At 68.8% G+C, this 26,630-nt stretch carries 26 protein-coding genes and 1 pseudogene; 12 read left to right on the top strand and 15 right to left on the bottom strand.

The features are described from left to right. Positions 1-85: 85 nt before the first annotated feature. Both ACFY2Z_RS27290 and ACFY2Z_RS27285 read left to right on the top strand, forming a co-directional pair. Positions 86-859, top strand: a complete 774-nt coding sequence (locus ACFY2Z_RS27290) for a class I SAM-dependent methyltransferase (RefSeq protein ID WP_390746738.1) — start codon at positions 86-88, stop codon at positions 857-859. 233 nt (positions 860-1,092) lie between these two features. Further along, positions 1,093-1,740, top strand: coding sequence for a tetratricopeptide repeat protein (locus tag ACFY2Z_RS27285; RefSeq protein ID WP_390746737.1), 648 nt, complete (start codon positions 1,093-1,095; stop codon positions 1,738-1,740). A gap of 357 nt (positions 1,741-2,097) precedes the next feature. Here ACFY2Z_RS27285 and ACFY2Z_RS27280 read toward each other — a convergent pair whose 3' ends face one another. Next, positions 2,098-3,216: an FAD-dependent oxidoreductase gene (locus ACFY2Z_RS27280; protein ID WP_390746736.1), complete on the bottom strand. Its 1,119-nt coding sequence runs from the start codon at positions 3,214-3,216 to the stop codon at positions 2,098-2,100. A 54-nt stretch (positions 3,217-3,270) separates the two neighbouring features. On the opposite strand from ACFY2Z_RS27280, the gene ACFY2Z_RS27275 reads away from it, so the two are divergent. Then, positions 3,271-3,963 carry a TetR/AcrR family transcriptional regulator gene (locus tag ACFY2Z_RS27275; protein WP_390746735.1) on the top strand — a complete coding sequence of 231 codons (693 nt, stop codon included), beginning with the start codon at positions 3,271-3,273 and terminating at the stop codon, positions 3,961-3,963. Between the two features lie 96 nt (positions 3,964-4,059). On the opposite strand, the gene ACFY2Z_RS27270 is transcribed toward ACFY2Z_RS27275, so the two are convergent. Further along, positions 4,060-5,193 (bottom strand): class I SAM-dependent methyltransferase, encoded by a 1,134-nt coding sequence (locus tag ACFY2Z_RS27270; RefSeq protein ID WP_390746734.1) that lies wholly within the window; start codon positions 5,191-5,193, stop codon positions 4,060-4,062. Positions 5,194-5,711: 518 nt separating this feature from the next. Here ACFY2Z_RS27270 and ACFY2Z_RS27265 point away from each other — a divergent pair. The 5 genes from ACFY2Z_RS27265 (at position 5,712) to ACFY2Z_RS27245 (ending at position 10,533) form a co-directional block, all read left to right on the top strand. Further along, a complete protein-coding gene (locus tag ACFY2Z_RS27265) occupies positions 5,712-6,215 on the top strand; it encodes a hypothetical protein (RefSeq protein WP_390746733.1) in 504 nt (167 codons plus the stop codon). A gap of 1,032 nt (positions 6,216-7,247) precedes the next feature. Continuing rightward, positions 7,248-8,477: a glycoside hydrolase family 88 protein gene (locus ACFY2Z_RS27260; protein WP_390746732.1), complete on the top strand. Its 1,230-nt coding sequence runs from the start codon at positions 7,248-7,250 to the stop codon at positions 8,475-8,477. 247 nt (positions 8,478-8,724) lie between these two features. Then, positions 8,725-9,198: a carboxymuconolactone decarboxylase family protein gene (locus ACFY2Z_RS27255; protein ID WP_390746731.1), complete on the top strand. Its 474-nt coding sequence runs from the start codon at positions 8,725-8,727 to the stop codon at positions 9,196-9,198. Positions 9,199-9,344: 146 nt separating this feature from the next. Continuing rightward, positions 9,345-9,599 carry a DoxX family protein gene (locus ACFY2Z_RS27250; protein WP_390746730.1) on the top strand — a complete coding sequence of 85 codons (255 nt, stop codon included), beginning with the start codon at positions 9,345-9,347 and terminating at the stop codon, positions 9,597-9,599. 10 nt (positions 9,600-9,609) lie between these two features. Next, positions 9,610-10,533, top strand: a complete 924-nt coding sequence (locus tag ACFY2Z_RS27245; protein WP_390746729.1) for an RNA polymerase sigma-70 factor — start codon at positions 9,610-9,612, stop codon at positions 10,531-10,533. Between the two features lie 80 nt (positions 10,534-10,613). Here the strand turns inward: ACFY2Z_RS27245 and ACFY2Z_RS27240 are convergent, their stop codons facing one another. After that, positions 10,614-11,474 (bottom strand): MBL fold metallo-hydrolase, encoded by an 861-nt coding sequence (locus ACFY2Z_RS27240; protein ID WP_390746728.1) that lies wholly within the window; start codon positions 11,472-11,474, stop codon positions 10,614-10,616. 332 nt (positions 11,475-11,806) lie between these two features. On the opposite strand from ACFY2Z_RS27240, the gene ACFY2Z_RS27235 reads away from it, so the two are divergent. From ACFY2Z_RS27235 to ACFY2Z_RS27225, 3 genes are all read left to right on the top strand, one after another. Next, positions 11,807-12,655 (top strand): MBL fold metallo-hydrolase, encoded by an 849-nt coding sequence (locus tag ACFY2Z_RS27235; RefSeq protein WP_390746727.1) that lies wholly within the window; start codon positions 11,807-11,809, stop codon positions 12,653-12,655. Positions 12,656-12,794: 139 nt separating this feature from the next. Continuing rightward, positions 12,795-13,229, top strand: a complete 435-nt coding sequence (locus ACFY2Z_RS27230) for a nuclear transport factor 2 family protein (protein ID WP_390746726.1) — start codon at positions 12,795-12,797, stop codon at positions 13,227-13,229. A 167-nt stretch (positions 13,230-13,396) separates the two neighbouring features. After that, positions 13,397-13,810 (top strand): cytidine deaminase, encoded by a 414-nt coding sequence (locus ACFY2Z_RS27225; RefSeq protein ID WP_390746725.1) that lies wholly within the window; start codon positions 13,397-13,399, stop codon positions 13,808-13,810. A 19-nt stretch (positions 13,811-13,829) separates the two neighbouring features. On the opposite strand, the gene ACFY2Z_RS27220 is transcribed toward ACFY2Z_RS27225, so the two are convergent. From ACFY2Z_RS27220 to ACFY2Z_RS27165, 12 genes and pseudogenes are all read right to left on the bottom strand, one after another. Further along, entirely contained in the window at positions 13,830-14,102 is a 273-nt protein-coding gene (locus tag ACFY2Z_RS27220) for a hypothetical protein (RefSeq protein ID WP_390746724.1), read from the bottom strand. A gap of 174 nt (positions 14,103-14,276) precedes the next feature. Next, the gene (locus tag ACFY2Z_RS27215) at positions 14,277-14,747 is read right to left on the bottom strand and encodes a nuclear transport factor 2 family protein (RefSeq protein ID WP_390746723.1); all 471 of its coding nucleotides are present in this window, start codon (positions 14,745-14,747) and stop codon (positions 14,277-14,279) included. Between the two features lie 86 nt (positions 14,748-14,833). Next, positions 14,834-15,289, bottom strand: coding sequence for a cytidine deaminase family protein (locus ACFY2Z_RS27210; RefSeq protein ID WP_390746722.1), 456 nt, complete (start codon positions 15,287-15,289; stop codon positions 14,834-14,836). A 230-nt stretch (positions 15,290-15,519) separates the two neighbouring features. After that, positions 15,520-16,377, bottom strand: a complete 858-nt coding sequence (locus ACFY2Z_RS27205) for an inositol monophosphatase family protein (protein WP_390746721.1) — start codon at positions 16,375-16,377, stop codon at positions 15,520-15,522. 152 nt (positions 16,378-16,529) lie between these two features. Continuing rightward, complete coding sequence (locus tag ACFY2Z_RS27200; RefSeq protein WP_390746720.1) at positions 16,530-16,748, bottom strand: hypothetical protein; 219 nt, start codon at positions 16,746-16,748, stop codon at positions 16,530-16,532. Between the two features lie 107 nt (positions 16,749-16,855). After that, positions 16,856-17,323 (bottom strand): annotated as a pseudogene (locus ACFY2Z_RS27195) (transposase family protein); the annotation flags it as partial. A gap of 179 nt (positions 17,324-17,502) precedes the next feature. Continuing rightward, the gene (locus ACFY2Z_RS27190) at positions 17,503-17,817 is read right to left on the bottom strand and encodes a DUF4387 domain-containing protein (protein WP_390746719.1); all 315 of its coding nucleotides are present in this window, start codon (positions 17,815-17,817) and stop codon (positions 17,503-17,505) included. Continuing rightward, entirely contained in the window at positions 17,814-19,184 is a 1,371-nt protein-coding gene (locus ACFY2Z_RS27185) for an acyclic terpene utilization AtuA family protein (RefSeq protein ID WP_390746718.1), read from the bottom strand. Before ACFY2Z_RS27185 ends, ACFY2Z_RS27190 begins: the two co-directional genes overlap by 4 nt. A gap of 129 nt (positions 19,185-19,313) precedes the next feature. Continuing rightward, positions 19,314-20,027, bottom strand: a complete 714-nt coding sequence (locus ACFY2Z_RS27180; RefSeq protein ID WP_390746717.1) for a GntR family transcriptional regulator — start codon at positions 20,025-20,027, stop codon at positions 19,314-19,316. Between the two features lie 31 nt (positions 20,028-20,058). Next, positions 20,059-21,186 (bottom strand): ABC transporter ATP-binding protein, encoded by a 1,128-nt coding sequence (locus ACFY2Z_RS27175; RefSeq protein WP_390746716.1) that lies wholly within the window; start codon positions 21,184-21,186, stop codon positions 20,059-20,061. Beyond that, positions 21,179-22,924, bottom strand: coding sequence for an ABC transporter permease (locus ACFY2Z_RS27170; RefSeq protein ID WP_390746715.1), 1,746 nt, complete (start codon positions 22,922-22,924; stop codon positions 21,179-21,181). Before ACFY2Z_RS27170 ends, ACFY2Z_RS27175 begins: the two co-directional genes overlap by 8 nt. Positions 22,925-22,930: 6 nt before the next feature. Next, the gene (locus ACFY2Z_RS27165; RefSeq protein WP_390746714.1) at positions 22,931-24,070 is read right to left on the bottom strand and encodes an ABC transporter substrate-binding protein; all 1,140 of its coding nucleotides are present in this window, start codon (positions 24,068-24,070) and stop codon (positions 22,931-22,933) included. A gap of 277 nt (positions 24,071-24,347) precedes the next feature. On the opposite strand from ACFY2Z_RS27165, the gene ACFY2Z_RS27160 reads away from it, so the two are divergent. After that, positions 24,348-26,525, top strand: coding sequence for an MMPL family transporter (locus ACFY2Z_RS27160; RefSeq protein WP_390746713.1), 2,178 nt, complete (start codon positions 24,348-24,350; stop codon positions 26,523-26,525). The last annotated feature ends 105 nt before the right edge of the window (positions 26,526-26,630 follow it).

Below are 26,630 nucleotides of genomic sequence, written 5' to 3'. Positions count from 1 at the left end.
CGCCGCCCTGTCCGAAGGGCTCGGACGGCCCCGGCGACATCGCCAGAGCCTGCCCGGCGGATCATGTGACTACTAGGCTGCGACGATGGAACGCGTAACCGACGTGCCCGAGCCCTTTGCCCGGTCTGCAGATCGGGCCCAGGTGAACGACTACGACAGTTTCGCCGAGGCGTACTCGGCGGAGAACGAGAACAGCCTCGTGAACGCGTACTACGAGCGGCCCGCGATGCTGGCTCTCGCCGGAGACGTGGCCGGCCGTCGGATCCTGGACGCCGGTTGCGGTTCGGGCCCCCTGTCCGCTGCACTGCGCGACCGCGGTGCCGTCGTCACCGGCATCGACGCCAGCGCCGGGATGCTGACGCTGGCCCGGCGGCGGCTGGGTGACGACGTGGCCCTGCATGTGGCCGACCTGAGCGACCGTATGCCGTTCACCGACGGTGCGTTCGACGACGTGGTCGCGTCGCTGGTGCTGCACTACCTGGAGGACTGGGGGCCGACGCTGGCCGAGTTGCGGCGAGTGCTCAGGCCCGGCGGCCGGCTGATCGCGTCGGTGGACCACCCTTTCGTGGCCTACACCTTCCAGGATCCTCGGCCCGACTACTTCGCGACCACCAGCTATACCTTCGACTGGACGTTCAACGGGCAGTCCGTCCCGATGAGGTTCTGGCGCAGGCCGTTGCACGCGATGACCGATGCCTTCATCACCGCCGGCTTCCGTCTCTCCGCCATCAGCGAGCCGCAGCCCGACCCGGCGGCCCGTGAGCTGTTTCCCGACGGCTTCCAGGACCTTTCGACCAAAACCAACTTCCTGTTCTTCGTCGTCGAGGTACCGCCGTCGGCTGACGACTCGCACGAGTAGCCGGTCACGGTTCGCGAGCGGAGCCAGAGTCGGATCGAGGTGACGATGACGGTGCCGTGGGAGATGCAGGCGCGTTTGTCGAAGCCCGATGACCGTGCCAACGACCCGCCAGCAGTCCCAGCTCGCCGGCGACCGGGGTGTTTGAGCGCCGCGGTTCAAAGATTTCCCGTCTTCCGCCGAGGGTGCGGAGATAGCCTCTGCGCTGCCATCGTCTGACGGGGAGGGGCAGAAGTATGCAAGAGCAGGACTGGATCGAACGTGCGGGAGACCTGTTCGAAGCGGCGATGTTCGGCGGGGACACGTCCGCGCTGGACCGGTCCGATGACGTGCTGGACGCGGTCGAGGCGCCGCTTTCCATGGCGCGGGGCAAGATACTGCACGTCCGCTTCCTGAAGGACCGTGAAGAGAACTGCCAGGAACTGATGCTGTTCGAGCGCGCGGCCGAGTTGTACGAGCGTCTGGGGGACGCGTCGGGTGAGGCGGACGCGTTGTTCTGGGTCGGGTGCTGGCACCAGGTGGTCAAGGGCGACGGCGCCACCGGCAGACCATACTTCGAGCGGTCGTACGCGCTGGCGAAATCCGTCGACGACCGAATGACGATGTCCTATGCGATTCGCCATCTCGGCTTCGCCGACAAAGACGCAGGCCACTTCGATCAGGCCCGCGAGTGTTTGACCGAATCGGTGACACTGCGCCGGGAGATCGGCTTCAGGCCCGGGGAAGCGGCCGGGCTCGTGGCGCTGGCCCAGCTCGCGGGCGAGACCGATGACCCGTCGGTGGCTCTCCATTACCTCGACGAGGCCCAGTCGGTCGCCGAGAGCTGCGGTGCCAAGGCCGTCCTGGGGTGGATCGAGCATGCCCGCACGCTCATCCGCGCCTAGGTTCTGACTGGGGAAGTGCCGGTCGCAGCCATTCGTTGAGGACTGCGACCAGCACGGTGGCCTCGTAGCGGACGGCAAGCTTGTCGAACTTCGGCGGCCGACCGTCTCGGGAGCCGAGCTTCTCGCGGTTGCGGTTGCGGTTGCGGTTGCGGTTGCGGTTGCGGTTGCGGTTGCGGTGCGGTCGCGGTCCGCCGGGACCGCGACCGGCTTCTAGCGGTAGCGGGCTGAGGGCTGCGTTCGGGGCAGGCGTCCGAGCGTTCGTCCAACGGTGGTTCTGCGGGAAGGGGCCACGGTGGTGCCTCACTGTCCCGTGAAGCCGTGGCGAGCTGTTGGTGCTGGTGCGCTCGCACTTGGCAATCAGGATGGCTGGACTTGGTCGAAGAGGGCGAGGGCTTCGGCGGGGTCCGGGCTCACAAGGCGTTCCAGACCGGCCATCGTGATCTTCGCCCACCTGCCGGCCCGTGCCCACATCTGTTCCTCGAAGGCGCGGACGGTCTCGTCCAGATCTTCAGGGCCGGTGGCGATGGACTCGGCGAGTTCGGCGCCTTCGAGCATCGCGAGGTTCGCGCCCGCGCCCAACGGGGGCATCAGATGGGCGGCGTCGCCCAGCAGCGTCACCCCGAAGACGTGGGTCCAGGTGTGGGACTCGGGCAGGACGTAGAGGGGGCGGTGGACGAAAGCGGTGCCGTGGCGGAGGAGGTCGAGGACGGGAGCGGCCCAGCCGTCGAACTGGGCCAGCAGGCTCGATCGCATGGCCTCGACGTCGGTCAGGTCCAGGTTCGTGTGCCAGTCCAGCGGCGCGCGGAACTGGGCGTACACCTTGACGTGGCCGCCGCTGTTGCGCTGGGCGACGAGAGCTCGGTTCACGCCGTACACAGCCACGGAACCGTCGCCGATCAACCGGGCGAGGTCGGGGTGGCGGGTGTCGACGTCGTCCAGGGAGGTCTCGACCGCGGTGACGCCGGTGTAGTGGGGCGTCACTGACGAGACTGCGGGGCGGATCCGGGACCAGGCGCCGTCCGCGCCGACCACGAGGTCGAACGTCTCCTGTCGCCCGTCCGCGAAATGGACCAGTACGCCATCCCCGGTCCCCGGCACCACCTGCGTCACGGCCCGCCCCCACTGGACGTCGAGAGGGCCGAGCAGCAGGTCACGGAGTTGCCCGCGGTCGATCTCGGGGTTGGCCCGGTCATCTGGACGGGGTCGCCAGTCGCGCAGGACGGTCCCGGCCGTGTCCAGGATGCGCATGGCCTGCCCCTCGGGACGAGACAGCGCCCGGAACTCCGCCAGCAGCCCCGCCTTGTCCAGCGCGAGCTGGCCCAGTCCTTTGTGCAGGTCCAGCGTGCCACCCGGGGGGCGGGCGTCGGGGGCGGGATCACGTTCGAGGAGGGCGACGGGGTAGCCATGGCGGTGCAGGACGCGGGCGAAGGTAAGGCCGGCAGGACCGCTCCCGACCACAGCGATGCGGTGTCTCATGTCGATACACTGTATTTCCTCATTACAATGCATCGCAACAGTACGATTGTGGCCATGACTGTGTGGGACCGGCCGGAGCCGCCGAATCGCCCAGTGCCGCTCGACCGGGAGCGGATCGTCGCCGCCGCCATCGCGCTGGCCGACGAGGGCGGACTGGAGGCGGTGTCATTGCGCAAGGTCGCCGCCCGGCTGAACGCCGGCCCGATGCGGCTGTACGGATACATCTCCACCAAGCAGGAGCTGTTCGACCTCATGGTGGACGAGGTCCACGCCGAGATTCTCCCCGAGGAGCAGCCCGGGGACTGGCGGGAGGCGCTGCGCATCCTCGCCCACCGCACCAGGCAGGCCGCTCTCCGTCACGAATGGCTGGCCGACCTGCTCGGCGGCCGCCCGACCCTGGGCCCGAACGGCCTCGCCGTGACCGAGGCCAGGCTGGCCGCCCTCGACGACCTCGCCGACATCGACACCGTCATGCGCGCTGTGGAGACTGTCAGTGCCTACCTCACTGGCGCGATCAGGCGCGAGATCGCGAACCTGCGGGCCGAGCGCGCCACAGGCCTGTCCAAGCGCGACTGGCAGCGCGCCTCCGGCCCGCATGTGACGAGAATGTTGGCCACGGGCCGCTTCCCGGCGCTGACCAAGGCCGTGTACGACGGCACGGACGTGGACGCCGAGGCGTCCTTCACGACCGGCCTGGACTGGGTCCTCGACGCCGTGGCCGCCAAACTCACCCGGCCGCCGGCGTGACGCTCAGCTCTTGCCGACTGCGCGGGAGGTCGGGGTCGGTGTGGCTTGATGACCTGCGGCAACAACGGCTCAGCCGCGTCGAAGTTCGGCGAGGCACTACTGCCCGTAGCGCCGACGTGCGAGATGGACGGTGATGTCGGCGACGATCTCGACCGTCTCAGGAAGAACCTGCATGATCTGGCCGAACACCTGCTCTCGCTCGGAGTTCGGCAACATGAGATAGGCCGAGACGGTTGAGAGTTGGCCGATGTAGTCGCGAGCGCTCATAGTCAAGTTCCGTTCGATCAGGCACTGTTGAACATCGGTGAACCACTCGGACCGTTGGAGCTCCGTACCGGGCCACTGCATGGCATGTCCTGGAGGCGTTCCGTCCGGGGACGGAATCTCGTCGCTCTCCAAGAACGGCGCTCGTGCCGCGCGAACGGCCTCATCCACCGCCGGATCAGCCAGCCGGATGGGCCCGCCGCACGAGGCGAACGCGGCGCCCGGCTCCAGCAGCGCGGCCATACGTGACCACCGCTCGTCCGGCTTCGTCCAATGCAGTGCTGCCGCCGCATAAACCAGTCCGTACCGCTCACCCGGTTCCAGGTCCTCGAACGCGGCTTGCACTGTCCTGACGCTTGCCGGTACGTGCTTGCGCAGCTCGGCGAGCATGGCCTCGTCAGGCTCGGTCGCAGTGACCCTGATCCCCCGTCGAGCGAACAGTCGGGTTGCTTTGCCCGTCCCGGCGCCGATCTCGAGGGCGGTCCGAACCGGCTGATCCGCGTACGCCAGTACCATGTCGAAAAGCTCCACCGGATACCCCGGCCGGAACCGTTCGTACGCTTGCGCCATCGCTCCGAAGCTCAGTGCGCGATCAGCCATGCCGAGCATCGTGACACGATCTGCGTCGTGGATGTGTGCTGCGACCGGAAAGGTCCACCGGCTCGCGTCGCCCGGCACGACACTCGTCGTGTTGTCGCGCTGCCTGAGTACATCCGGTACGCGGGCGATGCTCCGCCTTGCGATGTACCGCACGGGACGCCGCGCGCTGTCGGCGAACTTTGCGACTTTTGCCGCGCAGTGGGGACAGGCCAGTGGATGGAAGTCATCCTTGAAGTCGCCCAGAACTGCCGCCCAGTGGTGCTCCTCCTGGGCCGCGGGCAGGGCGCGGATGGAGTTTAGGGTGGCGACGGCGTCCAGGCTTGCGATCCACTTCTCGCGGGCGGCGGCGTCCGTCCACGTCGTCATCCCGACCGGCTGCCGGTACGGGGACGCCCCGTGTCCGAGGTCGGGAATCGGGCTCCGGTGGCACCGGCAGTTCGTACAACCGGCTTGCGCGGGGACACGCCCGCTGACGCCACTCCCGTAAGCCGTAGGCCTGACACACTCGGGGACATATCGGGCGGCGACGCGGAGGAGAGAGCCGTGGCTACGGCGGTGCGACGGAGCAGGCCGCGCTTGAACTGGATTTCCGGTCCGTCTTCCACGCCGCGCACAGTGCCATGGTCTTCGACGCGGTCGGCCGCGCCATGCTGCTGCTCGCTCCGCAGGGCGCCCAGCCACCTGCCGGCACAGACCGAACTGCGCACCCCCGGCCTCTCCGATGGGGCGTACGTGCTGCGGGCTTCGATGCCTGGCGGCTGCGCCTCAGCCAACGCCGACCGGGTTCCCCCGCGGGCGCCCGCGCGGTCTTCGGACGCCGACACACCCCGCGCCCACGCCACCCGTCGTATCCGCAATCACAACGAAGGAACAAGGAGCACCTCATGGACAGAGCGCACCGCTGGACCGGCGCGCTGGTCGGCGCAGTCGGCGCGGCCCTGATGGCCGCCGGCCCCGTCATGCTTGTGCAGGGCCGCAAGGGCCGGAAGGAGATCCGTAGCGAACTGGCCGCACAGAAGATCAGGTTCCCCGGCCACGGGCTGCCGGACCACCTCACCCCTTTCGCCGGGCAGAGTGTGGAGACCGGCCCCCAGGCCCACGCATACGCCGAACTGATCAAGGATCATGTCGTCAAGGCGACCGGCGGCCGCACCTACTCCGAGATCACCGAGGAACTGCACGCCACCGGGAACGACGACGAGAAACTCGCCCAGCTCCGCCAGACCGCCTTCATGGGTGAGACGCTGCGCGGCTCGCTGCTGTCCGCCTACCAGGCCTGGCATCTCACCACGCTGGTCACGGGCCTGGGAGGCGCGCTGACCGGCCTCGGCGCGGCGCTGGTGGCCACGGCGAACGTCGTCGGTGCCAAGCCGAGCCGCGCTGCCTGAGGTGCCAGGCCCCGCCGGCCCCCTCGGGTCGGATGGGCGGTACCGAAAGACGACCGGCGCGAGGATCTCGTACCGGGCCTGCCCGAGGTGTTCATACGGGCGGCCGCCGCCATCGGCGTCGACCATGGCGGCGGCCGCCCCTCAACTCCGCCAGTGACCGCGGCCTCAGCGCATCCGGGACGGATCGACGTCCTGGCGGGCCATCAGGCCCTCTCGCGCCGGCCGGAAGGGGGACCTCCGGTCCCTGACGACGGGCTCATCGGCCGTCGCGCCGAGGCAGCCCGATGCCGGAGACCGACTGCCGACCGATCCGGAGAAATCCCGTGTACGACCGCGCAGAGCGCCCGTGTGGCTGTCTCCATCGCCATCCCCCGTGGCGGGCGCCGCGCACGGGCCGGATCGGTCACCGTCCGGCCGCCCGCCACGTCTGCCCTGACCCCCGGGCGGTCGGACGCGTGACGCGTACCCGTCCTGCGCCGAGGCCGGAGCGGTGGGCATGGTGGAGGTGAGCAGGCCGTGGACACTGTCAGCCTCCGGTCGTTGGTCCGGTTTCTGTACGACACCGGGGCCGTGCAGGGGGTGGGCGGGCAGGTCGCTCTGAGCCTGGTGGTGCTTCCGCCGGCCCGGCAGACGCTGCGGCGGAGGCCGGGGAGGGCCTCGCGACCGAAGTGGGACGCCGGTTCGGGCAGTTGACGGGGATGGTGTTCCTTGCGGTGCAGCTCGGTTCCGGGTGGGCCATGGCCCGGCCCAGGGGCGTCCCCGGGCCTCGCTCGCGCCGACGATGCGCGTCGTCGTACAGCCGGGCGTTGTCGATCGCCACATCGGCTGCCGCGGCCAGGGTGCGGACCAACCCCCAAGGACGCCGGACGAGCTGAACCCGTCCGACGGCACCCTGGTGCGGGTCGGCGGCGACCGCCGCGGGTTCACATACACGAACCTCACACATGTGGGTGTACGAAGAGGTGTCTGCCATGCCAAACTCGCTCAACGTCCCCTGCGGAACTGCCTAGTTGGAGGACTCCCATGAGCTCCATGAGCGTTTCCCGGCGTACTGTCCTCGCCGCGGCAGCCGGTGCCACGGCAACCGCCACCTCACCGGCATGGGCCGCGGAGGCGTCCGGTCACCAGGACCCGGCCTCGACGGCACCCACGCTGCGTGCGGCAGCCGACTATGCGGTGGAGAAGTTGCGTGCCGTCGCACCGCGCGTCACCGCCTTTCCCGTCGCGACGAAGTTCGAGAAGTGGGTCTACTCCCAGGACGGCGACTGGGTGGGAGGGTTCTGGCCGGGGACGCTGTGGATGGCATACCTCCACAGCAAGGACGATGTGTTTCGAACGCTGGCTCTCGACTCGGCCCGCAGACTTGCCCCGCGTCAGCATGACACCACCACCCACGACCTCGGTTTCCTCTTCTATCCGTCGTGGGTCACCGCCTGGCGGCTGACCGGCGAGGACAGTTGGCGCGCGGGTGCCGTGCAGGCGGCCGAGTCGCTGATCCGGCGATACAACCCGCGAGGACGCTTCATCCGGGCATGGGGAGCACTCGGCGACCCGAACAACGCGGGCCGGGTCATCATCGACACGATGATGAACCTCGATCTGCTGGCCTTCGCGAGCCGGCAGACAGACGACGAGAAATACCTCGGCGTCGCCGTGGAACATGCCAGGACGGTGCAAAGGACCTTTCCCCGCCAGGACGGATCGACCCCCCACGTCTACGACTTCGACCCCGACAGCGGCGCACCGATCGGCCCGGACACGGTCCAGGGCTACAGCCCCACCTCCTGCTGGTCACGCGGGCAGGCCTGGGGGATCTACGGATTCACCACCATGTACCGCCGTACCGGCGACAAGCAGTTCCTGTCCACGGCGCGCAAGCTCGCCGACTACGCGGTGGGAACGCTCGGCGAGGACCACGTGCCCGTCTGGGACTACCGTGCACCGCAACAACCCCACGACATCAAGGACGCATCAGCGGGCGCCGTCATGGCGTGCGGGCTGCTCGACCTGTCCGCCGCCACCGGCAGACGCGAGTACCGGCAGGTGGCGGTGCGGATCCTCACCGCGCTGTCGGAGACCTGCCTCACCAGGAAGTCGGCCCGCGCCGAGGCGATAGTCGCCCGCTGCACCCGCAACCGGCCTGCCGAGGACGGAATCGAGGTCTCCCTGCCCTACGCCGACTACTACCTGCTGGAAGGCATCCTGCGCGTGCTGCAACCGCAGGACGTCGACCGGGCCATCGACCTGTCGATGCGGCCCTGACCGACCACTTTGCGTCTCCGGCACGGCGACCGGCCTCACACTCGGGGCGCCCACTGTGCCGGAGGACGCCGCCACGGTCGAGGCGCTTCAGTCGCTCGAGTCCCTGACCGACCGGTGGGTGGCGAGTGCTTCGCCGGCCGGCGGGCGCCGACGGCGGGGAGACGCGGGTCACTTCCGTCCATGTCACAGGCGGCCGGGCTACCTCGTCTCGGGGGTGTAGCAATACACGACCGCACAGGAGCACACCATGGACGCGCGACTGAACTACTTCGCCACCCCGACCGCCGGCAAGGTCCTCAAGCACTTCATGTCGGTGGGCAAGGCGCTCAAGGAATCGCCGCTGCCGGCCGCGACGCAGGAGCTGGTCGCGCTGCGCGTGAGCCAGATCAACGGATGTGCCGTCTGCATCGACATGCACACCAAGGAGGCCGCCGCTGCCGGCGAGACCTCGGTGCGGCTGAACCTGGTCGCGGCGTGGCGGGAGGCCACGGTCTTCACCGACGCCGAGCGTGCCGCGCTGGAGCTGGCGGAGCAGGGAAGCCGGGTTGCGGACGCCGTCGGCGGGGTCGGCGACGAGGTGTGGGCGAACGCTGCCCAGCACTACGACGAGGAGCAGCTCGCTGCCCTGGTCATCCTGGTCTCCCTCATGAACTCGGTGAACCGGCTGAACATCATCACCCGGCAGCCGGCCGGCAACTACCAAGTGGGTCAGTTCCACTGAGCGGTGGAGGGGAGACGCCGGGCGACAGGAGTGTGACCTCATGAGCCTTGCACTGTGGATCGGTGCCGGACTGCTGGCCGTGGTAGCCCTCACCGGCGGCATCGGCAAGACATTCGTCCGCAAGGAGAAACTGGCCGCGGTCCAGGGTGGAGGGCTTCGTCAAGACCCTCGGCGTCCTCGAACTTCTGGCCGCGGCGGGCCTGATCCTGCCCGCTGTGGTGGACATCGCAACGGCTCTGGTACCGGTGATCGCCGTGTGCTGGGTCCTGCTGACGGCCGGCGCGATGATCACCCATGGCCGACGCGGGGAATCCACGTATGTGACGCTGAACCTGATCTATCTCCTACTTGCAGCATTCGTGGCATGGGGCCGCTTCGGCCCCGGGTCCTTCACCGGCTAGGGGGCTCGGCGTGAGCAAGGTCGAGGAGTTCGAGGAACTGAGGCCGCTGCTGTTCTCCATCGCCTACCGGATTCTGGGCAGCGTGGGTGAGGCCGAGGACGCGGTGCAGGAGACATGGCTGCGCTTCGACGGCTCGGCGACCCGGGCCACGTCGACCAAGGCGTTTCTGTCCGCCACTGTGACGCGGATCGCGATCGATGTGCTGCGCTCCGCGAGGGTGAGGCGGGAGGAGTACGTCGGGCCCTGGTTCCCCGAACCGCTGCTCGCCGACCCCTACGAGGACCCGGCTCGCTCGGCGGAACTGGCCGACTCGGTGTCGATGGCGGCGCTGCTGCTCCTGGAGCGGCTCAGCCCGCTGGAGCGATCGGTGTTCGTACTGCGGGAGGTGTTCGGCTTCGGATTCGACGACGTCGCCTCCGCCGTGGGGCGGTCGGAGGCGGCGTGCCGGCAACTGCTGGTGCGGGCACGGCGGCACATGCAGGCCGGGCGACCACGGTTCGAGGCGGACCGGCAGGAGCGGCAGGAACTGGCGACGCGGTTCCTCGACGCCCTCCGCGAAGGCGATGTCGTCGGCCTGCGGGATCTGCTCGCCGCCGACGTGTCGATGGCCGGGGACGGCGGCGGCAAGACCCCGCAACTGGCCAAGGCCGTCGTCGGCGCCGAGAACGTGGCCCGCCTGCTGGCCTCCGTCTGCCCCCTGATGGCCCGGATCGACGTGACGTTCGAGCCGCACGACGTCAACGGCCAGCCTGGCGCGATCTTCCGCGACCGGGACGGCAAGGTGCTCCACATCCTGGCCCTCGAGGTGCTCGACGGGCAGATCCAGACCATCCGCGCGGTGATCAATCCCGACAAGCTCGGCCACCTCGGGCCCGTCGCCGACGTGTGGGCCGTCGACCGCGAGGTGAGGCAGGCCCGTCGACGGATGAACTGACGGGCCGTCGCCGCTGCCGAACGACCCCGCGCAACGGTGGCTCGTCCAGTCAAGTCGGCTTTCCCTGCTGCGCCTACTGGTCAGCCTCCCAGCAGCCCGCCCGCTCCGTACCACACGGGACCCGGGTTGAGCAGATCCGGGTAGAGCCCTGTCATCCGGTCGAAGAACTCGCGGGCGGTCGGCTTTCCGTTGAGCAGCCGGATGACCTCCAGCAGGTACTGCCGGGTCTGGTCGAGGACGGCGGGATCGTCGGGGAGGTCCTTGTTCTTGTGGCCTGCCACGACGAAGCGCGGCTCGAGCGCGGCGACGCGATCGACGGCCGCGAGCCACTCCCGCAGGCCGCCGTCGCCGCCTTCGAGGATGTACTGGTGCACCCCGTTGTAGGCGACATCGCCGGCCACTACCAGGCCGAGGGACGGTACGTACAGGACGGACGTCTCGTCGGTGTCCGAGTGTCCGACCTCGACGGCACGAATGACGTCGCCTTCCAGCGGGAAGCCCTCGGCGGGAATGGGCTGGGCCAGAACCGGGCTGTCAGGGATCTGGCCGGGGAAGCTCGGATCCCACATCGTCCGGCGCCCCTCGGTGGCCTGCTGGTGCATGACCTCGATGGTGCCGCGGGTGGCGTAGACCGTGACGCCGGGGAATCGCTCGACGAGCTCTGCGGTACCGAACCAGTGATCGCCGTGCCCGTGGGTGGAGTAGATGTGGGTCAGGCGCTTGCCGGACCCTGCCACCCAGTCGCCGACCTTCTCGGTGTGCTCACGCGTGAAAGGCGGATCGACCAGTAGGGCCTCTTCCTCTCCGAAGATCAGTGTCGAGGTCAGCGGCGAGGAGACGAGCCGGTCGCCGTTCGGCACCCGCTGGTCGCCTGCTCGGGGTGTTCCGTCCGAGACGAAGGTCTCGTACGCCAGAGAGCCGGGCGCGGCTGCTGCGGTCATGGTGGAGCCTCCTGGAAGGGCGACATGGTCCACACGTTCGTCTGTCCACGTTCTGGCGGTGGACCGTTGCCCAGGCGCGTGCCTGATGAAGTACACGTTCTATTTTTGATTATTTTGTCGGCCTACAGGCATCGTGCCAGCTGGCATCTCCAAGCTGCTGGAACTTAAGGGCATTCCCTTATGTGCGACATAAGCGTTTCGGATTTGACTATGTTGCCCGACGGGCGTACCTTCGGCAGGAGAAGCAGACAAGCCAGGCAGCGGTCATGCGCACGCGCGTGGTTGATCGGTCACAGATCTCGAGGCTGCCTCACAGTCCCGAAGGAGCACTCATGCCTGGAGCGCAGCTGAGCTGGAGTGTCCATGTGGCGCCGTCGATCGCCACCGAGATCGCGGACCTGCCGCCGGATCTCCCCAAGCGCATGTGGTCGCCCATCACGGCCACGCTGATCACAGGCGAGCGCGATGCGGTTCTGGTCGACGCGCTCATGACCGTCGAGCAGGCCGGCCGGCTGGCCGACTGGGTCGCGGCCAGCGGCAAGAACCTCACCACTATCTACGTGACCCACGGGCACGGCGACCACTGGTTCGGGCTGGGCACGCTCCTCGAGCGCTTCCCGGGGGCGCGCGCGGTCGCGACTCCGGCTGTGGTGGCGCAGATGAAGAAGCAGATGGCGCCGGAGTTCGTCGCGTCGTTCTGGAACACGCGCTTCCCCGGCCAGATCCCGGACACCCTCGTGGCCGCAGAGCCGCTGGCCGGAGATCGGCTGCAACTGGAGGGGCACGACCTCGTCGTCGTGGGACTGGGACACACGGACACCGACGACACCACCTGCCTGCACGTGCCGTCGATCGGCTTGGTCGTAGCCGGGGACGCCGTCTACAACGATGTGCACCTCTACCTCGCCGAATCGCCCGCCGAGGGGCGTCGAGCCTGGCTGCACGCGCTCGACACCATCGCCGCACTGGACCCTGAAGCGGTGGTCGCGGGACACAAGAACCCCGACCGTCCCGACGACCCGAAGACGATCGACGAGACGCGGCGCTACATCCACGACTTCCAGGCGATCGAAGAGCGCACCACGACGACTCTCGACCTCTACCGCGCCATGCTGGAACTGCATCCTGACCGGGTCAACCAGGGCGCACTGTGGGGCTCGGCCAGGTCCGCGAAGGGCTGACCGTCGCCAAGGCGCTGACCGTCGCCAAGGCGCCGACCGTCGCCAAGGCGCGCAAGTCGGTGCAGACCGGCCGCCAGGCCGAAGGCAAGGCGATAGGCGTCAGTGCGTCGCCTGGCTCGGTCTCATATCCTCACGTGCCATGAACGGAGCCACGGATACGCTGGCCGTGACGAGCCTGATCGCCAGTTACGCGGAGCTGGTCGACACCGGCGACTTCGCCGGCGTGGGCGGGTTGTTCGCCGACGCGGTGTTCGTGGGAAGCGGGGCACCCGCCGAGGGGCGCGAGGCCGTGGAGCGGATGCTCCGGGACACCGTGATCCTCTACGAGGACGGCACCCCGCGCACCCACCACGCCACGACGAACATCGCCGTCACGGTCGACGAGAAGGCGGGCACGGCCACCGCGCGTTCCTACGTCACCGTCTTTCAAGCCCTGCCCGACTTCCCGTTGCAGGCCATCGCCGCGGGCCGGTACAGCGATCGATTCGAACGCCACGAGGGGGACTGGCGGTTCGTCGAACGTCGGGTTCGTATCCACCTGGTGGGCGATGTGAGCCGCCACCTGCGCACGTAGCCCCCGCCGGTCGTCCTGGTGACTGACACACCTTTCGGATGCTGGTCCAGGCGGCGTGGTTTCGCCCCCGCTGCATCATCCGGCGGTACAGAAAGACCGCCGATATCCGCTTGCACACTCATGTCACGCGGGCCAATGTTGCCTGATACCGGACGAAGGCAGGGAACATGACCGCGCAGACCGACCCCGTCGACCACGAACTCATCGAGGCCGCAGCGCACATGGCGCGCACTCGCTGCCGGGGCGACAACCACACCATGGCAGCAGCGGCCCGTGCCCGGGACGGTCGGATCGTCACCGCGGTGAACGCCTACCACTTCACGGGAGGGCCTTGCGCCGAGCTGGTGGTCATCGGTGCCGCAGCCGCCCAGGGCGCCTATGAGCTGGACACGATCGTCGCCGTGGGCGACCGCGACCGAGGGGTTGTTCCCCCGTGCGGCCGGTGCCGGCAGGTCCTTCTTGACTACTTCCCCGCCCTCAAGGTCATCGTCGGCAAAGACGACCGCATCCGAACCGTGCAGATCACCGACTTGCTGTCCGCAAGCTATGTCTGGGCCGACCACCAGCTCGAGGCCGAGTGAACTGCCTCTATGCCCGGCGTCATTGACCGTGATCCAGCCACCTGGGGAAGTCCTCCCGGGTTTCGACGCCACTGGCAGCCAGCAAATGAGTGATGTCATGAGCCGTTGCGACCTTGCGGGCACTTTTGAAGTCCATAGCCACGGCGAGGTCCTCCGTGGCGAGACGCGCCTGGAAACCGCGAACTATGGCGGCATCGGGCCACGCCACCTGGAGCTGGAGAATCCGCGGCCGGATCGTCGACTCGTACCTACTTCGCGCCTGGAAGCTGGCGTCGCAGATAACAGCGCTCATGTGCGCCCAGCCCCCGGGCGGAGCGGACCCACGCGTACTTCTGCTCCCTGCACCCACGGCACGCCCGCGTCTGCTGCTAGCCGACGCGGGCGTGCGACGGGGCTCGGGCGTTGAGCGCCTTGGCGAGGAAGCTGGTCGTCTTGGTGATGGCGGCCTCGGCGGATGCGCTGGCTGTTACGAGCGGCGGTCTTGCGGCCATCCTTGTGCGTCGAATACGGCGATGGGGTCCAGGTAGTCGCGCCAGTGCGTCACCTTGCGGCCCTTGATGGTCACGACGGAGACGAAGCGGTTGTCGTAGGGCCCTCCCGTCTGGACCGACGAGCCGTGCACTTCGTATTCCAAGACGACCACCGAGGTCGCGGGGTCCCGGTGGACGTGGAGGTTGTCCGCGCTGTGTAGCTTCACGTAGTCGCCGTAGTCGCCGTAGTCGCCGTAGTTGCTGTACAGGTTGATGATTCCCTGGCGTCCCTCGACCCGCCGGGGGTACCCCGGCACGATGATCACGTACTCGAAGACCACGTCTTCGGCCAGGAGTTCGTAGTAGTCCTCTCCGTCGACCAGGCCGTCCAGCCCCTCCTTGATGATGCAGAAGAACGGGCTGTTCGCCCCGACCAGGGGAGCGTTGTCGTCAACGGTCTTGCTCACTTCTCGGTCATGTGCAGCCAGCCCGACGCGCATCTCACCGAGCTCCTGGCCGCCGACGTACCTCGTACGCGTCCAGGATGGGCCTCTCAGGGCTGATCGAAGATCGACTGATCGAACGGTTGTGTTCCGCTCTCAGGGGTCCATACGGCAGCAAGCGGCATGAGGTCCTTGATCCGGACGCTCTTGATGCCCTCTGGAGTGGGCAGGATGACCCGGATGCTTGGGTGGTAGTCGAAGAGCACCTGGCGGTCCCGGCCGCATGGGCCAACCGGCCCTCGGCCGAGGTTCCCCACAGCGACGATCGTAGAGAGCTCTCGGGCACCAGAGGCTCGTGCGTGGCCCAGGGCTACGAGCTCTGCACAGGGTCCACCGAGGAAGTGGTAGACGTTGATTCCGCCGTACATCTTGCCGTCGGCCCCGCTGACGGCAGCACCCATGGTGTGCACGCCATCGTCGCCGTCGGTGTTGGCGTCGACGATTTGGCGGGCGAACTCGATCAGTTCATGGTCATCATCTGTCAGTTCTCGGCTGGGAATCTGCACGGCCGCATGCTACGGCAGGCGGAGACAACCAGCCCTGAGTGTTCAGCGTCCGGGTCCTGGGGGTTGAGGAACATCCATGTCAGATCGTGCGCTAAGCCCTCGTCGGCCCTGGTGGTGGCTGGCGGGGTGTCGGCGGCTGGACTGGTCCGAGGTCTTGGTGGTAAGGACGGCTATTCGAGAGGGGTGAGTTCTCCTGCTCGTGTATCGATCAACATCGATGAGTTCTCAGGTCACCCCGCTGATGCGGCGATGTCGAGCAGTTGTTCGTGAAGTCCAGGGCGGGCGAACAGTGCGGCTCCGGTGTCGGTGCGTTGCTGGCCTGAGAGGTCGCTGAAGACACCCCCGGCCTCCTGGACGATCGGAATCAGGGCCGCGATGTCCCACGGACCGGCTCCTAGCAGCAGGAAGGCGTCGAGCTGACCTCTTGCCACGAGGAGGGCGCCGTGGCAGGTGCCGGATCCTGTGGACGGCTTCTTGGGGAGACGTGCAGTGGAATCCGCCTTGGACCAGTCCAGTGTCGGGGTGGTGCGCGCGGTGCGGGCGGCCAGTGCCGCGGCAACAGCGCGGTGGGCCTTGTTCAGCCTGGTCGGGGGCGGCCAGATCCCGAGGGCGGACTCGGCAGCGTTGCCACCCGCGCTGATTCTCAGCAGGTGGGTCGAGTCGGACGGGTGGGCTGGAAGTGGTCTGGTCCACGCACCGTGGCCCGGCAGTGCCCACCAGCGGCGGCCCAGCGCGGGAGCGGAGACCATGCCGAGGGTGATGCGGCCGTCGTCCTCCAACGCGATCAAGGTGCTCCATTCGGGATCCCCGGCCAAGAAGCTGGCCGTGCCGTCGATGGCGTCGATGATCCAGCGGCGACGGCCCTGGCCGTGGGCGCCGGACTCCTCACCGACGATTGCGTCGTCGGGGTACTGCTCGTGGATGCGGCGGAGCAGCGCTTCTTCGATTTCCAGGTCAGCGGCGCTGACGGGGCTTCCATCACCCTTGATCTGTACTGCTCTCTCGCCCGCTTTCCAATGCTGGCGGCCGATGCTGGCTGCCTGATCGGCGAGATGGTGGGCAAACGTCAAGTCTGCTGAGTCCGGCATAAGTTGCACTCTGCCTGACCGGCCTTGCATGGTCACCTTCCTGGGCAGAGCAGCGTTTCGAAACCCGGTCGCCACTGGCCGGTCGGAGGCGTCTCCTTTGGGCGGTCTCCGTTCTTCAGCCGATGCGCGAGTCGGGTTGCCGAGGGTCCCTCTCAGATGGTGCATTGTTCTTTCGACGGAAGTGACGCGTAGACGAGGAAGTCGGTGCCGGCGCGTTCCGCGTAGCGCATCGCGGTGGAAGCGCTGATGCCCAGGGTGTCCGCGAGGACGGAGGGCGGAGCCTCGCGGACCATCTGGAGCCAGGTGCGCATGGACGTCTGGGAGGAAGACTCGATCTGGTTGGCGATCGTCTTCCGCAGGCTGACACCCATGGACCTTGACCTGGTGTTCTGCGATGAGGGTTACACCTTCGACGCTCGTCTGCGGGCTGGGCGACCGAGGCCGAATTGACGGACCTGGTGAATGCTGCGGGTTGATCTCAGCCCGTGGCAGCGAGCTGGAGGACCAGGACGGCTTGGACGAGGCTCGTGATCCGGGTCGTCGAGCAGCGGAGTTTGCGTAGGAGGCGCCAGGACTTGAGGGTGGCGATGGCCTGCTCGACCAGTGCACGGATCTTTGCGTGGGACCGGTTGACGGCCTGCTGGCCGGTGGAGAGGCTGTCCCATCGGCCGCGGTGAGGGAGACGGACCGTGCCGCCTGCACCCTGGTAGCCCTTGTCTGCCCAGCAGGTGATGCCGGCCTCGGCGAGTGCCTCGATGATGCCGTGCTCGCGCGCGGCCCGGACGTCGTGGACGGCGCCGGCCAAGGCTGGTGAAGCCCACATCAGACGCCCCTTCGGATCAGCTATGACCTGCACGTTCATGCCGTGCTTCTTGTGTTTGCCTGAGTAGAACGGGCGATCGGCGGCGATTCGGTCGATGGGCAGGAGCGTTCCGTCCAGGATCACGTGGCCGGCGCGATACGACACATCCGTCTGGGGCCCGACAGCGACGCAGCAGCAGGGCTGGCCCGACTGGTGACTTGGGGCAGCATGCCTGTTAAGGGCCCCGAATGGTGGTGAGGCATCCGTGGCCCCTCTTCCAAGGCCAGAGGCATCCCCATAAGCCGACCCAGCAGAGCGAGCCTTTAGGGGCCCGGGACTTGCAGGTCAACCAGGGGGGCGTACTGCTGGCCGCCGTAGCTGTCGGAGTCGTGGATGTCGCCCTGGCGGACGGGGCGGGGCATGGACACCTTGACGGCCTGGGCGCGGTCGTGGTGGACGACCAGGACCTGTGCGGGGTCGGTGCCGTACAGATCGGCGAACAGGGCGGGGGTCAGCAGGGCTGAGGTGCGCAGGCGGTCGTAGCTGTCCTGGTCGTGGCACATGAAGTCGAAGGTCAGCACGAACGGTCCGGCGTTCTTCGAGCGGATCAGGGAGCACAGGTCGAGCAGGCGGATCACCCGGTCACCTCTTCGTGGATGATCGCGAACATCTCGTGGGGGGTGGCCGGTTCGACCACATGATTGAGCGTGAACCGGTACACCGGGCCTCGATCGGTCTCGGGCGGGGAGAAGGGGAACGCGACCGTGCTGGCGAGGCCCTCGTACTCGGGGATCGGCAGGTGGGAGCTGGTGTGCGCGACGAAGGTGGTGACCGCGTGGGCCACTTCCTGGGTCGGCGCGGTGACGGTGATCAGCACCCCTAGCTCGTGGACCGGCTGCTCGCGGTCGGGGTCCCGGATGCCAAGGACGGCGTCCTTGCCGTAGAGGCGGTAGTCGATCTCGATGCCGTCGGGGTCGACCCGGCCGTTGAAGACGTCACGGATCTTTGCGCGGAAGTAGTCCTGGGCCATGGGCAGGAGGTCGGGGAGCTTCTCGATGACGACGCGGTCGCGGATGCCGCCGATGGCGATGGTCTGGTAGCCGATCAGACAGGAGCCCTCCAGCTTCACGGTGTAGGTGCGGGCGGGGCGGTAGACGGCGCCGGCGACGCGCACCCGGCGTTCGTCCAGTGCGGTGTAGGTCGCGTCGGTGGTGTCCAGCACCCCGGACGGTTCGGTGATCAGGTAGGGGTTGGCGTTCTCGTACAGGGTGTGGGCGGCCACCGAGTGGGGGGTCAGCCGGGAGGCGGGGTCCAGGGGTTCGACATCGAAGTGGTCGTCGCGCAGGTGCACGAACAGGCCGTCGGCGCTGGGCGGAATCGCGCACGCGGCCCCGCATTCGATGGTCTTGGCGGCGTGCCAGGTCAGGCCGGGGTCCGCGCCCATGGCGTGGGGCAGCGCCGCGTACAGGGCCGTGTCGCTGGCCCGGCCCGCGAGTACGACCTGAGCGCCCTCACGCAGTGCCTGCTGGATCGGCTCGACGCCCATCATGCCGACCACGTGACTTGCTGTCAGCGTCTCCAGGTCGATGGAAGGCGCGGGATCGAGCGGGCGGATGCGGCCCTGCGCGTACCGCTCGGTGAGGTAGGCGGGAGCCTGGTCGGCGTAGATGCGGGCCAGCTTGAACGACAGGCCCTCCTCCTGCGCGATCTCGCGGGCGAGGCCGGAGACGAGATCGACGCCCTCCTTGCGGCCGCTGGTCCCGCACGACCCGATGATCAGCGGTATGTCCAGGCGATCGCGGGCCTTCAGCAGTAGGCGCAGGTCGCGGCCCACGGCCTCGCGGGACAGTTTCGGCGCTCCGCTGCCCAGGTAGTACGGGCCGCTGTCCGTGGAACCCGCGTCGCAGGCGATGACGTGGGGCGCGAGCGCGACCCCCCGCTCCAGCGACTCGGTACGGAAGCCCGCGCCGAGGGCGCCGGTGGGCGCCAGAATCCTGATCTCCATCTATGCGTCCCTCTCCACGAGGTCATATTCTATATGCTATAGCAAGTAGTGGATGGGCGGACCCGGGTAACCCGCCCTGCTTGCCGGGGCCGGCCTTGTAACCCGCCGTGCCTGCCGGGAGGGCCTTGGTCAGGCGCGGTCCCAGCCCGTGAGCTCGCCGATGGCGGACGTCGCGTGGGTGCGCGCCAGGTGCTCGGCCCGGTCGGCGTCGCGCGCCCGCAGTGCGTCGAGGATCTCGTGGTGCTGGCGGTAGCGCTGTTCCGGACCCTCGGTACGGCCGGCGGTCACCTGCGCGGTGGCGATCTCCAGCCGTTCGGACCGGCTGAAGGCCCGAACCTGCTCAAGGGTGCGCATCAGTTGGGCGTTGTCGGCGGCGGTCTCGACCTCGCGGTGGAAGTCGCGAACGGCGTTGAAGATGCGCTCGATCAGGTCGGGGGTGAGCTCGCGCCCGGCGTCGCGGTCTGCCCGCAGCACCTCGGCGGCGGCGTCGGCCTGGTCCAGAAGGTGTTGCATGCGGTCCAGTTGCTCGTCGGTGGCCTTGTGCGCGGCCAGGCGGGCGGCGACGGCTTCCAGGGCCGCCTCGATCGTGGCGCTCTCGCTGCGGACGAGGGGGGAGACGGTGGCCACGCGCAGGGAGCGGGGGCCGGTGCGCTCGACGAGCTGCTCTTGTTCCAGGCGGCGCAGGGCTTCGCGGACCGGTGTGGGGCTGACGCCGAGGCGTTCGGCGAGTCCGCGTTCGGTGATCTTCTCGCCCCATGCCAGGTCGCCCTGGACGATCGCTGCCCGCAGGGCCTGGTAGGCCTGGTCGGACAGGGACTGGGAGCTGAGTTCGGGAAGCGCCATGAGGGTATTCGATATCTGCTACAGCACATTGTCAAAAAGTGGTGCAGGGGCGGGTGGTGGCGGGGTCCTCGAGGTGGACGGGCTCGGGGTCGTCGGCCACGAGGCTGACGCTGTCCGGGGCGATGGTGATCTGGACAGTGGCCTCGGGCAGGCGGCGGGGGCTGAGGGCCTGCAGTTGGTGGGGGCCGACAGCCAGGGTGTAGAGGTAGTGGTCGCCGAGGAAGGTGACGTGGGTGACCCGGGCCTGCCAGTCGGGAGCGCCGGGCGCGGTGGGGGGCCGGCCGAGGACGAGGGCTTCGGGGCGGACGGCGACGGTGACCGGTCCGGGCGGCGGCGGGGCGGTGGTGCGGAAGGGCAGGCCGCCGGGCAGGTCGGGTGCTTCCAGGAGCCAGGTGGTGGCGTCGACGCTGCGGGCGGTGCCGGTGAGGAAGTTGCAGCGGCCGAGGAACTCGGCGACGAAGCGGCTGCCCGGGCGTTGGTAGACGTTCTCGGGTGTGCCGGCGCGAACGATGCGGCCTTTGTTCATGACGAGGATGTGGTCGCTCATGGCGAGTGCCTCGGTTTGGTCGTGGGTGACGAAGACGGTGGTGACGCCCAGGTCGCGCTGGAGCTCGCCGAGCCATTCGCGGGCGCGCTCGCGCAGCTTGGCGTCGAGGTTGGAGAAGGGCTCGTCCAGCAGCAGTGCGCTGGGGCCGTGGGCCAAGGCCCGGGCGAGGGCGACCCGCTGCTGCTGCCCGCCGGAGAGCTCATGGGGGTAGGCGCCGGCGCGGGGGACGAGCTCGACCAGTTCGAGGACGTCGTTGACACGGTGTTGCATCTCGAGGCGCCCGGCCTTGCGGATCTTGAGAGGGAAGGCGACGTTCTCGGCGACGGTCAGGTGTGGCCACAGCGCGTAGGACTGGAAGACCACGCCGAGGTCGCGCTGTTCGGCGGGGAGGTTGCGCCCTCCGGCATCGAACAGCACCCGGTCGCCGTGGACGATGGTGCCCGCCTCGGGGGTGTGGAATCCGGCGATCGACATGAGCGTGGTGGTCTTGCCGCAGCCGCTGGGGCCGAGCAGGGTCACGAAGCGGCCGTCGGGGACGGTGAAGCCGACCTGGTCGAGGACCCGGGTGGCGCCGAAGGACTGGGTGAGCCGGCGGACGGTGATCTCAGGCATGGCGGCGGGCTTTCTTGCGCAGGGTCCAGCCCAGGCCGGCGGCCAGGGCGAGGGCGACCAGGACGACTTGGACCAGAGCGAGGGCGGCGACCGGTCCCGGCAGGCCCTTGGCCCAGGTCTGGAGCATGGTGGTGCCCATCAGTTCGGTGCCGGGCTTGGCCAGGAAGACCACCGGGTCGTAGTCGCTGACCAGGGTCACGAACATCAGCACCAGGGCGCTTGTCAGCGCGGGGCGCAGCAGGGGGAGCGTGATGCGCCGGGTGGTGGTCCACCAGCCGGCACCCGAGGCCGCGGACGCCTTGGCCAGCTCCGGGCTGAGCCGGGCCAGGGCGGGGGCGAGGACGATGTAGGCGAGCGTCATGTTGCGCACGCTCAGCGCGAGCAGTTCGCCCCACAGGCTGTTGCGGAGCATGGCTCCGGGCCAGTCCACGATGAGGAAGAGCCAGAAGAAGCCGACGCCGAACACGATGCCGGGAGTGGCGCGGGGATAGACGAGCAGGGCGGGCAGGGTGCGGCGCAGCCGGAACGCTGAACGGTGGGCGATCACGGTCGCCACGGCGACCAGTGCCACGGTGGCGACGGAGCCGATGGCGGCGACGGTGAGACTGTCGGTGATGGCGCGGTGCAGGGTGGGGTCGGTCCAGATCTGGCGCCAGTTCTCCGCCGTCCACAGGTGCCAGGGGGCGACCAGGGTGGTCAGACTGGTGACATCGGACATCAGCGCCAGACCCAGCAGCGGGATCACCGAGGTGAGGGCGACGAAGGCGCCACAGGCCGCGGCGAGGGGCAGACGCCAGCGGCTCAGGTCGATGAGGCGGGCGGGAGGAGTGGCGCGGGTTCCGGAGGTGTACCGGGCGGCGTTGCGCAGCAGCCGTCCGCGCAGCAGCAGGATGCCGGAGGCCACCGCCAGCAGGAGGATCGCTCCGGCGGAGACGATCGGCGGGTCGGGTACGGGACTGTTGGACCAGCTGTCGTAGAGGTAGCTGGCGATGAACTGGATACGGGCGGGGCGTCCCAGAAACAGCGGGATGCCCAGCACCTCCAGGCTGAGGGTGAAGATCAGCATGCCGCTGTCGAGGAGCGCGGAGCGCAGCATCGGCACGGTCACCGTGCGCAGCACCCGTGCGGTGCCGCCGCCGCTGGCGCGTACGGCGTCCTCCAGGGTGCCGTCGGCGCCTTCCAGGACCGCCTTGCAGGTCAGGTGGGCGATGGGCAGAGTGACCACCGCGCCGAGCGCCGACATACCGGGCAGCGAGGTGAGGTTCCACACCGGCAGGTGCAGGTTCTTGTGCCACAGCTGGGTGAGATAGCCCGACGGCCCGTACAGCGATTCCCATCCGACGATCAGGCCGAGCGGCGGGATGAGCATCGGGGCGAGCAGGGCAGGGCCCAGTACACGGCGGCCGGGCAGGTTGGTGCGGGTGAGCAGCACCGCGAAGGAGGCTCCGAGGACCACGGCGGCCGCGGTGGCGCACAGGGCGAAGAGGACGGTGTTGAGTGCCGCGGTGCGGAAGGCGGGGTCGGTGAACAGCTGCCGGTAGGCGTCCGTGCTGAACACGCCGCCGGGCAGGTAGTAGGGCTTGGACAGCAGCGAGGTGATGAGCAGCGGTGCCAGCGGCGCCAGGGCCAGCACGGCGACCAGGGCCCAGACCAGGTACTGGCCAGGAGCGGCGGGGGCGGGGCGGCGCCGGTCGCGTCGCTGGGAGGCGACCGGCGGTGCGAGCGTGTCGGGTGTCATGGCGGATCAGTGGCCGAGGGCCTTGTTCCAGCGGTCGGTGATCGTCTTCTGCTGGTCGACCACGTCCTGGGACACAGGAACCAGGTAGGTGCCGGCCGCCGGGACGTGCTTGGCCAGGTCGGTCAGGTTCGCGGTGCAGCCGGTGGCGGGCTTGAAGCCGTTCATGGACGCCTCCATCCCGGACGCGCACATGACCTGCTGGCCCGCCTCGCTGAAGACGAAGTCCATGAAGAGCTGCGCGGAGGCGGGGGAGGCCGCCCCGGCGGTCTGGGCGATCACTCGGGGCGTGAGCGGGGTGGCATCCTTCATGTATCCGTAGGCGAGCAGGCCCTTGTACTGCGGGACGACCGCCTGGGCGATGCCGCTGGACAGCCAGCCCGTCGAGGCGCCGCCCTGGACCAGGTACTGCAGGCCGTCCAGGCCCTCGTCGAAGGTCTTGGTGTGCGGTCCCAAGGTGTCGAGTTGGCCGTATACGGTGTCGGCGCCCAGGACGTGGATCAGGCCGTAGACGGCCTCGTAGCCCAGCGGATTGTTCGGCGAGTAGCTGACCAGCGAATTGTGGGAGGGGTTGGCCTTCACGTTCTTGGCCAGGGCGGCGTAGCTGGTGGGGACCTTGCCGCCGTTGACCAGCTCGGTGTTCCAGGTGACCAGCACCGGGTCGGGTGACATCACGTACACCCCGTGGCCCTGGTCGGTGAACGCGGGGAACTTGTCCAGGCCCTGTGGGGTGACGGCCGCGAACAGGCCGTTCTGCTCTCCCTGCACGACCTGGCGGATGGAGTCGGTGATGACCAGGTCGGCGCTGCGCGCTCCCTGGGCGTGCTCGGACTGGTACTTGCTGAAGACCTGGTTGTCCGAGAGCTGCGAGTACGCGGGCTTGATCCATGGATAGGCCTTGGTGAAGGCATCCAGCAGCGGCTTCATGACCGAGGCCGGCGTGTTGCCGTAGACGATCAGTCCGGACTCGCCGTGGGACTTGGCCGCCAGGTCCGCCACCGCTGCCGGCGAGGCGGCAGGGGCGGACGAGGAGGAGGCGGTCCCGGAGGAACCACCGGTCGAACCGGTCGAACAGCCTGCGAGAGCCGCGCCGGCCATGAGGAGGGCCAGCGCCAGCCGGACGGCGGAGCGGGAGGGCTTGGAGGGCATGAGGCGGCCTCTCTCTGTCGCTATTTGCTATAGCATGACGTTTGAAGGTATCTGGCGGATGTGTGCAGTGTGGTGTTTGCTATGGCGGAGGACCATTGCGGGACACGGATGTCAAGGCGGCGGAAACCTGCCGGTCACCAGCCACCAACGTGCCCGAAACGGCGGGCTCGCGCGAGGGCGGTCGGTTAAGCGAATCGAAAGGTTGGCGTTCCTACCGTCGTCCGGCGTGAGTGGTCCGCAGCTGCCGACCACCGGCCGTTCCTGGATGTAGAGAGTCATGCAACGCTTCGCCGCATTCGTGATGCGGCACCGGATCTGGGTGGCCATCGCCTGGGTCGCCGTCACCGTGATCGGGGTGATGATGGCGCCGCACGTGTCCGACCGCCTCAAGAGCGGCACGACGATCAGCGCGGCCAGCTACACGGCCAACCAGGCCCTGGCGAAGGAGTACGGCGGGGTCGCCGCCAACCCCAGCATCCTGGTGGTGGATCTGCCGCACGGCACCACCGTGGACAGCCCCCGGGTGAAGGCGGGCTTGCAGGCAGCCGACAAGGTCGCCGCCTCAGTTCCTCAGGTGCGCGACCTGTCCTACGCCAACACCGGTGACCGCGCGCTGGTCGGCACCGGCGGGACGTCCACCCTGGTGATGGTCTATCCGCCGCGCATGGGCGACCCCGTTCCGCAGCAGGTCACCGACGCCATGGGCGCCGCCCTCACCCACGCCGTGCCCGGCGCCGAGGTCCAGGCGACCGGCATCGAGCAGCTCAGCTCCGGCGGCCCGAGCTCCGGCGCCAGCGTGATGAGCGAGATCCTCGTCGGTATCGGGCTCGCCCTGATCGTGCTGGCCTGGGTCTTCGGCTCCGCGCTGGCCGTGCTGCCGCTGATCTCGGCCATCGTCTCGGTGCTGACCATGCAGCTGGCGATCTGGTGCCTCACCTACGCGACCAGCATCGCCATCAATCCCTCCGTCCAGTTCATCGTCGCCCTGCTGGGCCTCGGCCTGTCCGTCGACTACGCGCTGCTGCTGTTCAAACGGTGGCGCGAGGAGCGCGACAACGGCGCCGAGAACAAGGAGGCCGTGCTGCGCGCGCTGCGCAAGGCCGGCCACTCCGTCGCCTTCAGTGCCCTGATCGCCTCCCTCGGCCTGTTCGCCCTCATCGTGATCCCGGTCTCGTTCCTCCAGGGCGTGGGCCTGTCCGGCCTGTTCATCCCCTCCATAGCGGCCCTGGTCGCGCTGACCACCGTCCCGCTGCTGCTGGCCACCGTCGGCCCGCGTCTGGACAGGATCCGGCTGCGCAGGCGCAGGACCACCAGCCACGACACCGGCTGGACCAGGACCGCGCGGACCATCGTCAGGCGCCCCAAGGCGGCCGCCGCGCTGGGCGCCGTGGTCCTGGGCGCACTGTGCGCGTTCGGGCTCACCATCAACATGAACCAGCCCTCCGTCACCTCGCTCGCGGCCGGCGGTCCGGCACAGCAAGCCCTGACCACGCTGCAGCACGACGGATTCCCCAACGGAGTGCTGACCTCGGTCCCGATCGAGCTCCCGGCCGGCACCGACCCCGCGGCGACCGCCACCAGCCTGCGCTCCCTGGAGTCGATGCACGGCGTCCTGGTCTCGGACAGCGCCGCCTGGCACCACGGCGGCGGCTCGGTGATCATGGGCCTCCCCAAGGTCCAGGTCGCCACCGCGCACGCCGGTTCCACGGTGGCAGACCTGCGCACGGCCGCCCCGCACAACGCCATGATCGGCGGCGAGCAGGTCCAGAACACCGACGTCACGCACATCATGACCCAGTGGTTCCCGCTGCTGCTGGCCCTGGTCGCCCTGGTCACCTTCGTGCTGCTGGCCCGCGGTATGCGCTCGCTGCTGCTGCCCGCCAAGGCGGTGGCACTGAACGTGCTCTCGGTCGGCGCCGCCTACGGCGTGCTGGTGCTGATCTGGCAGCTCGGCTACGGCTCCAACACCCTGTGGGGCATCCCCGCCACCGGGTCGATCAACCCACTGGTCCCCATGCTGCTGTTCGGCTTCCTCTTCGGTGTCTCCATGGACTACGAGGTGTTCATCCTGGCTCGTGTCCGCGAAGCCTTCGACCGCACCGGCAACACCAACGACGCGGTCGTCGAGGGCATTTCGCGCACCGGCCGACTGGTCACCAGCGCCGCCCTCATCCTCTTCCTGGCCCTGCTCTCCCTCTCCTCCGCCCCGGACGTCACCATCAAGATGATGGCCACCGGCATGGCCGCGGGTGTCCTCATCGACGCCGTGGTGGTACGTACCCTGCTCACGCCCGCACTGGTGGTGCTCTTCGGCAGGGCCAACTGGTACCTGCCCCGCTGGGCGGCGAAGGTACTGCTCATCAAGCCCACCGGCGCCGTAGAGAAGACGGACCATGACGACCACGACGACGACCCGCTCGCCCCAGCGGCCGCCCACCAGCCGCTGCGCGCCTGAGACAGGCACCGCGTCGTGATCGGGGCCCCCGGCTCCACCCCGACATCGGCTGCGGCCGCCCCTTCTCTCGGCACAGGCGCGACGCGGCGCCTGTGCCGGGGCCGC

Origin of the sequence: Streptomyces sp. NPDC001222, assembly GCF_042896945.1 — a bacterium.
In the GTDB taxonomy this organism is placed as follows: Bacteria; Actinomycetota; Actinomycetes; order Streptomycetales; family Streptomycetaceae; genus Streptomyces; species Streptomyces gibsoniae.
Note: the sequence above shows the minus strand (reverse complement) of the source record. Positions and strands in the feature narration are given on the sequence as shown.

Coding starts and splice junctions, on each gene's coding strand:
- ACFY2Z_RS27290 (WP_390746738.1), top strand. CDS start 86: ATGGAACGCGTAACCGACGTGCCCGAGCCCTTTGCCCGGTCTGCAGAT.
- ACFY2Z_RS27285 (WP_390746737.1), top strand. CDS start 1,093: ATGCAAGAGCAGGACTGGATCGAACGTGCGGGAGACCTGTTCGAAGCG.
- ACFY2Z_RS27280 (WP_390746736.1), bottom strand. CDS start 3,216: ATGAGACACCGCATCGCTGTGGTCGGGAGCGGTCCTGCCGGCCTTACC.
- ACFY2Z_RS27275 (WP_390746735.1), top strand. CDS start 3,271: ATGACTGTGTGGGACCGGCCGGAGCCGCCGAATCGCCCAGTGCCGCTC.
- ACFY2Z_RS27270 (WP_390746734.1), bottom strand. CDS start 5,193: ATGACGACGTGGACGGACGCCGCCGCCCGCGAGAAGTGGATCGCAAGC.
- ACFY2Z_RS27265 (WP_390746733.1), top strand. CDS start 5,712: ATGGACAGAGCGCACCGCTGGACCGGCGCGCTGGTCGGCGCAGTCGGC.
- ACFY2Z_RS27260 (WP_390746732.1), top strand. CDS start 7,248: ATGAGCGTTTCCCGGCGTACTGTCCTCGCCGCGGCAGCCGGTGCCACG.
- ACFY2Z_RS27255 (WP_390746731.1), top strand. CDS start 8,725: ATGGACGCGCGACTGAACTACTTCGCCACCCCGACCGCCGGCAAGGTC.
- ACFY2Z_RS27240 (WP_390746728.1), bottom strand. CDS start 11,474: ATGACCGCAGCAGCCGCGCCCGGCTCTCTGGCGTACGAGACCTTCGTC.
- ACFY2Z_RS27235 (WP_390746727.1), top strand. CDS start 11,807: ATGCCTGGAGCGCAGCTGAGCTGGAGTGTCCATGTGGCGCCGTCGATC.
- ACFY2Z_RS27230 (WP_390746726.1), top strand. CDS start 12,795: ATGAACGGAGCCACGGATACGCTGGCCGTGACGAGCCTGATCGCCAGT.
- ACFY2Z_RS27225 (WP_390746725.1), top strand. CDS start 13,397: ATGACCGCGCAGACCGACCCCGTCGACCACGAACTCATCGAGGCCGCA.
- ACFY2Z_RS27220 (WP_390746724.1), bottom strand. CDS start 14,102: ATGAGCGCTGTTATCTGCGACGCCAGCTTCCAGGCGCGAAGTAGGTAC.
- ACFY2Z_RS27205 (WP_390746721.1), bottom strand. CDS start 16,377: ATGCCGGACTCAGCAGACTTGACGTTTGCCCACCATCTCGCCGATCAG.
- ACFY2Z_RS27200 (WP_390746720.1), bottom strand. CDS start 16,748: ATGGGTGTCAGCCTGCGGAAGACGATCGCCAACCAGATCGAGTCTTCC.
- ACFY2Z_RS27185 (WP_390746718.1), bottom strand. CDS start 19,184: ATGGAGATCAGGATTCTGGCGCCCACCGGCGCCCTCGGCGCGGGCTTC.
- ACFY2Z_RS27180 (WP_390746717.1), bottom strand. CDS start 20,027: ATGGCGCTTCCCGAACTCAGCTCCCAGTCCCTGTCCGACCAGGCCTAC.
- ACFY2Z_RS27175 (WP_390746716.1), bottom strand. CDS start 21,186: ATGCCTGAGATCACCGTCCGCCGGCTCACCCAGTCCTTCGGCGCCACC.
- ACFY2Z_RS27170 (WP_390746715.1), bottom strand. CDS start 22,924: ATGACACCCGACACGCTCGCACCGCCGGTCGCCTCCCAGCGACGCGAC.
- ACFY2Z_RS27165 (WP_390746714.1), bottom strand. CDS start 24,070: ATGCCCTCCAAGCCCTCCCGCTCCGCCGTCCGGCTGGCGCTGGCCCTC.
- ACFY2Z_RS27160 (WP_390746713.1), top strand. CDS start 24,348: ATGCAACGCTTCGCCGCATTCGTGATGCGGCACCGGATCTGGGTGGCC.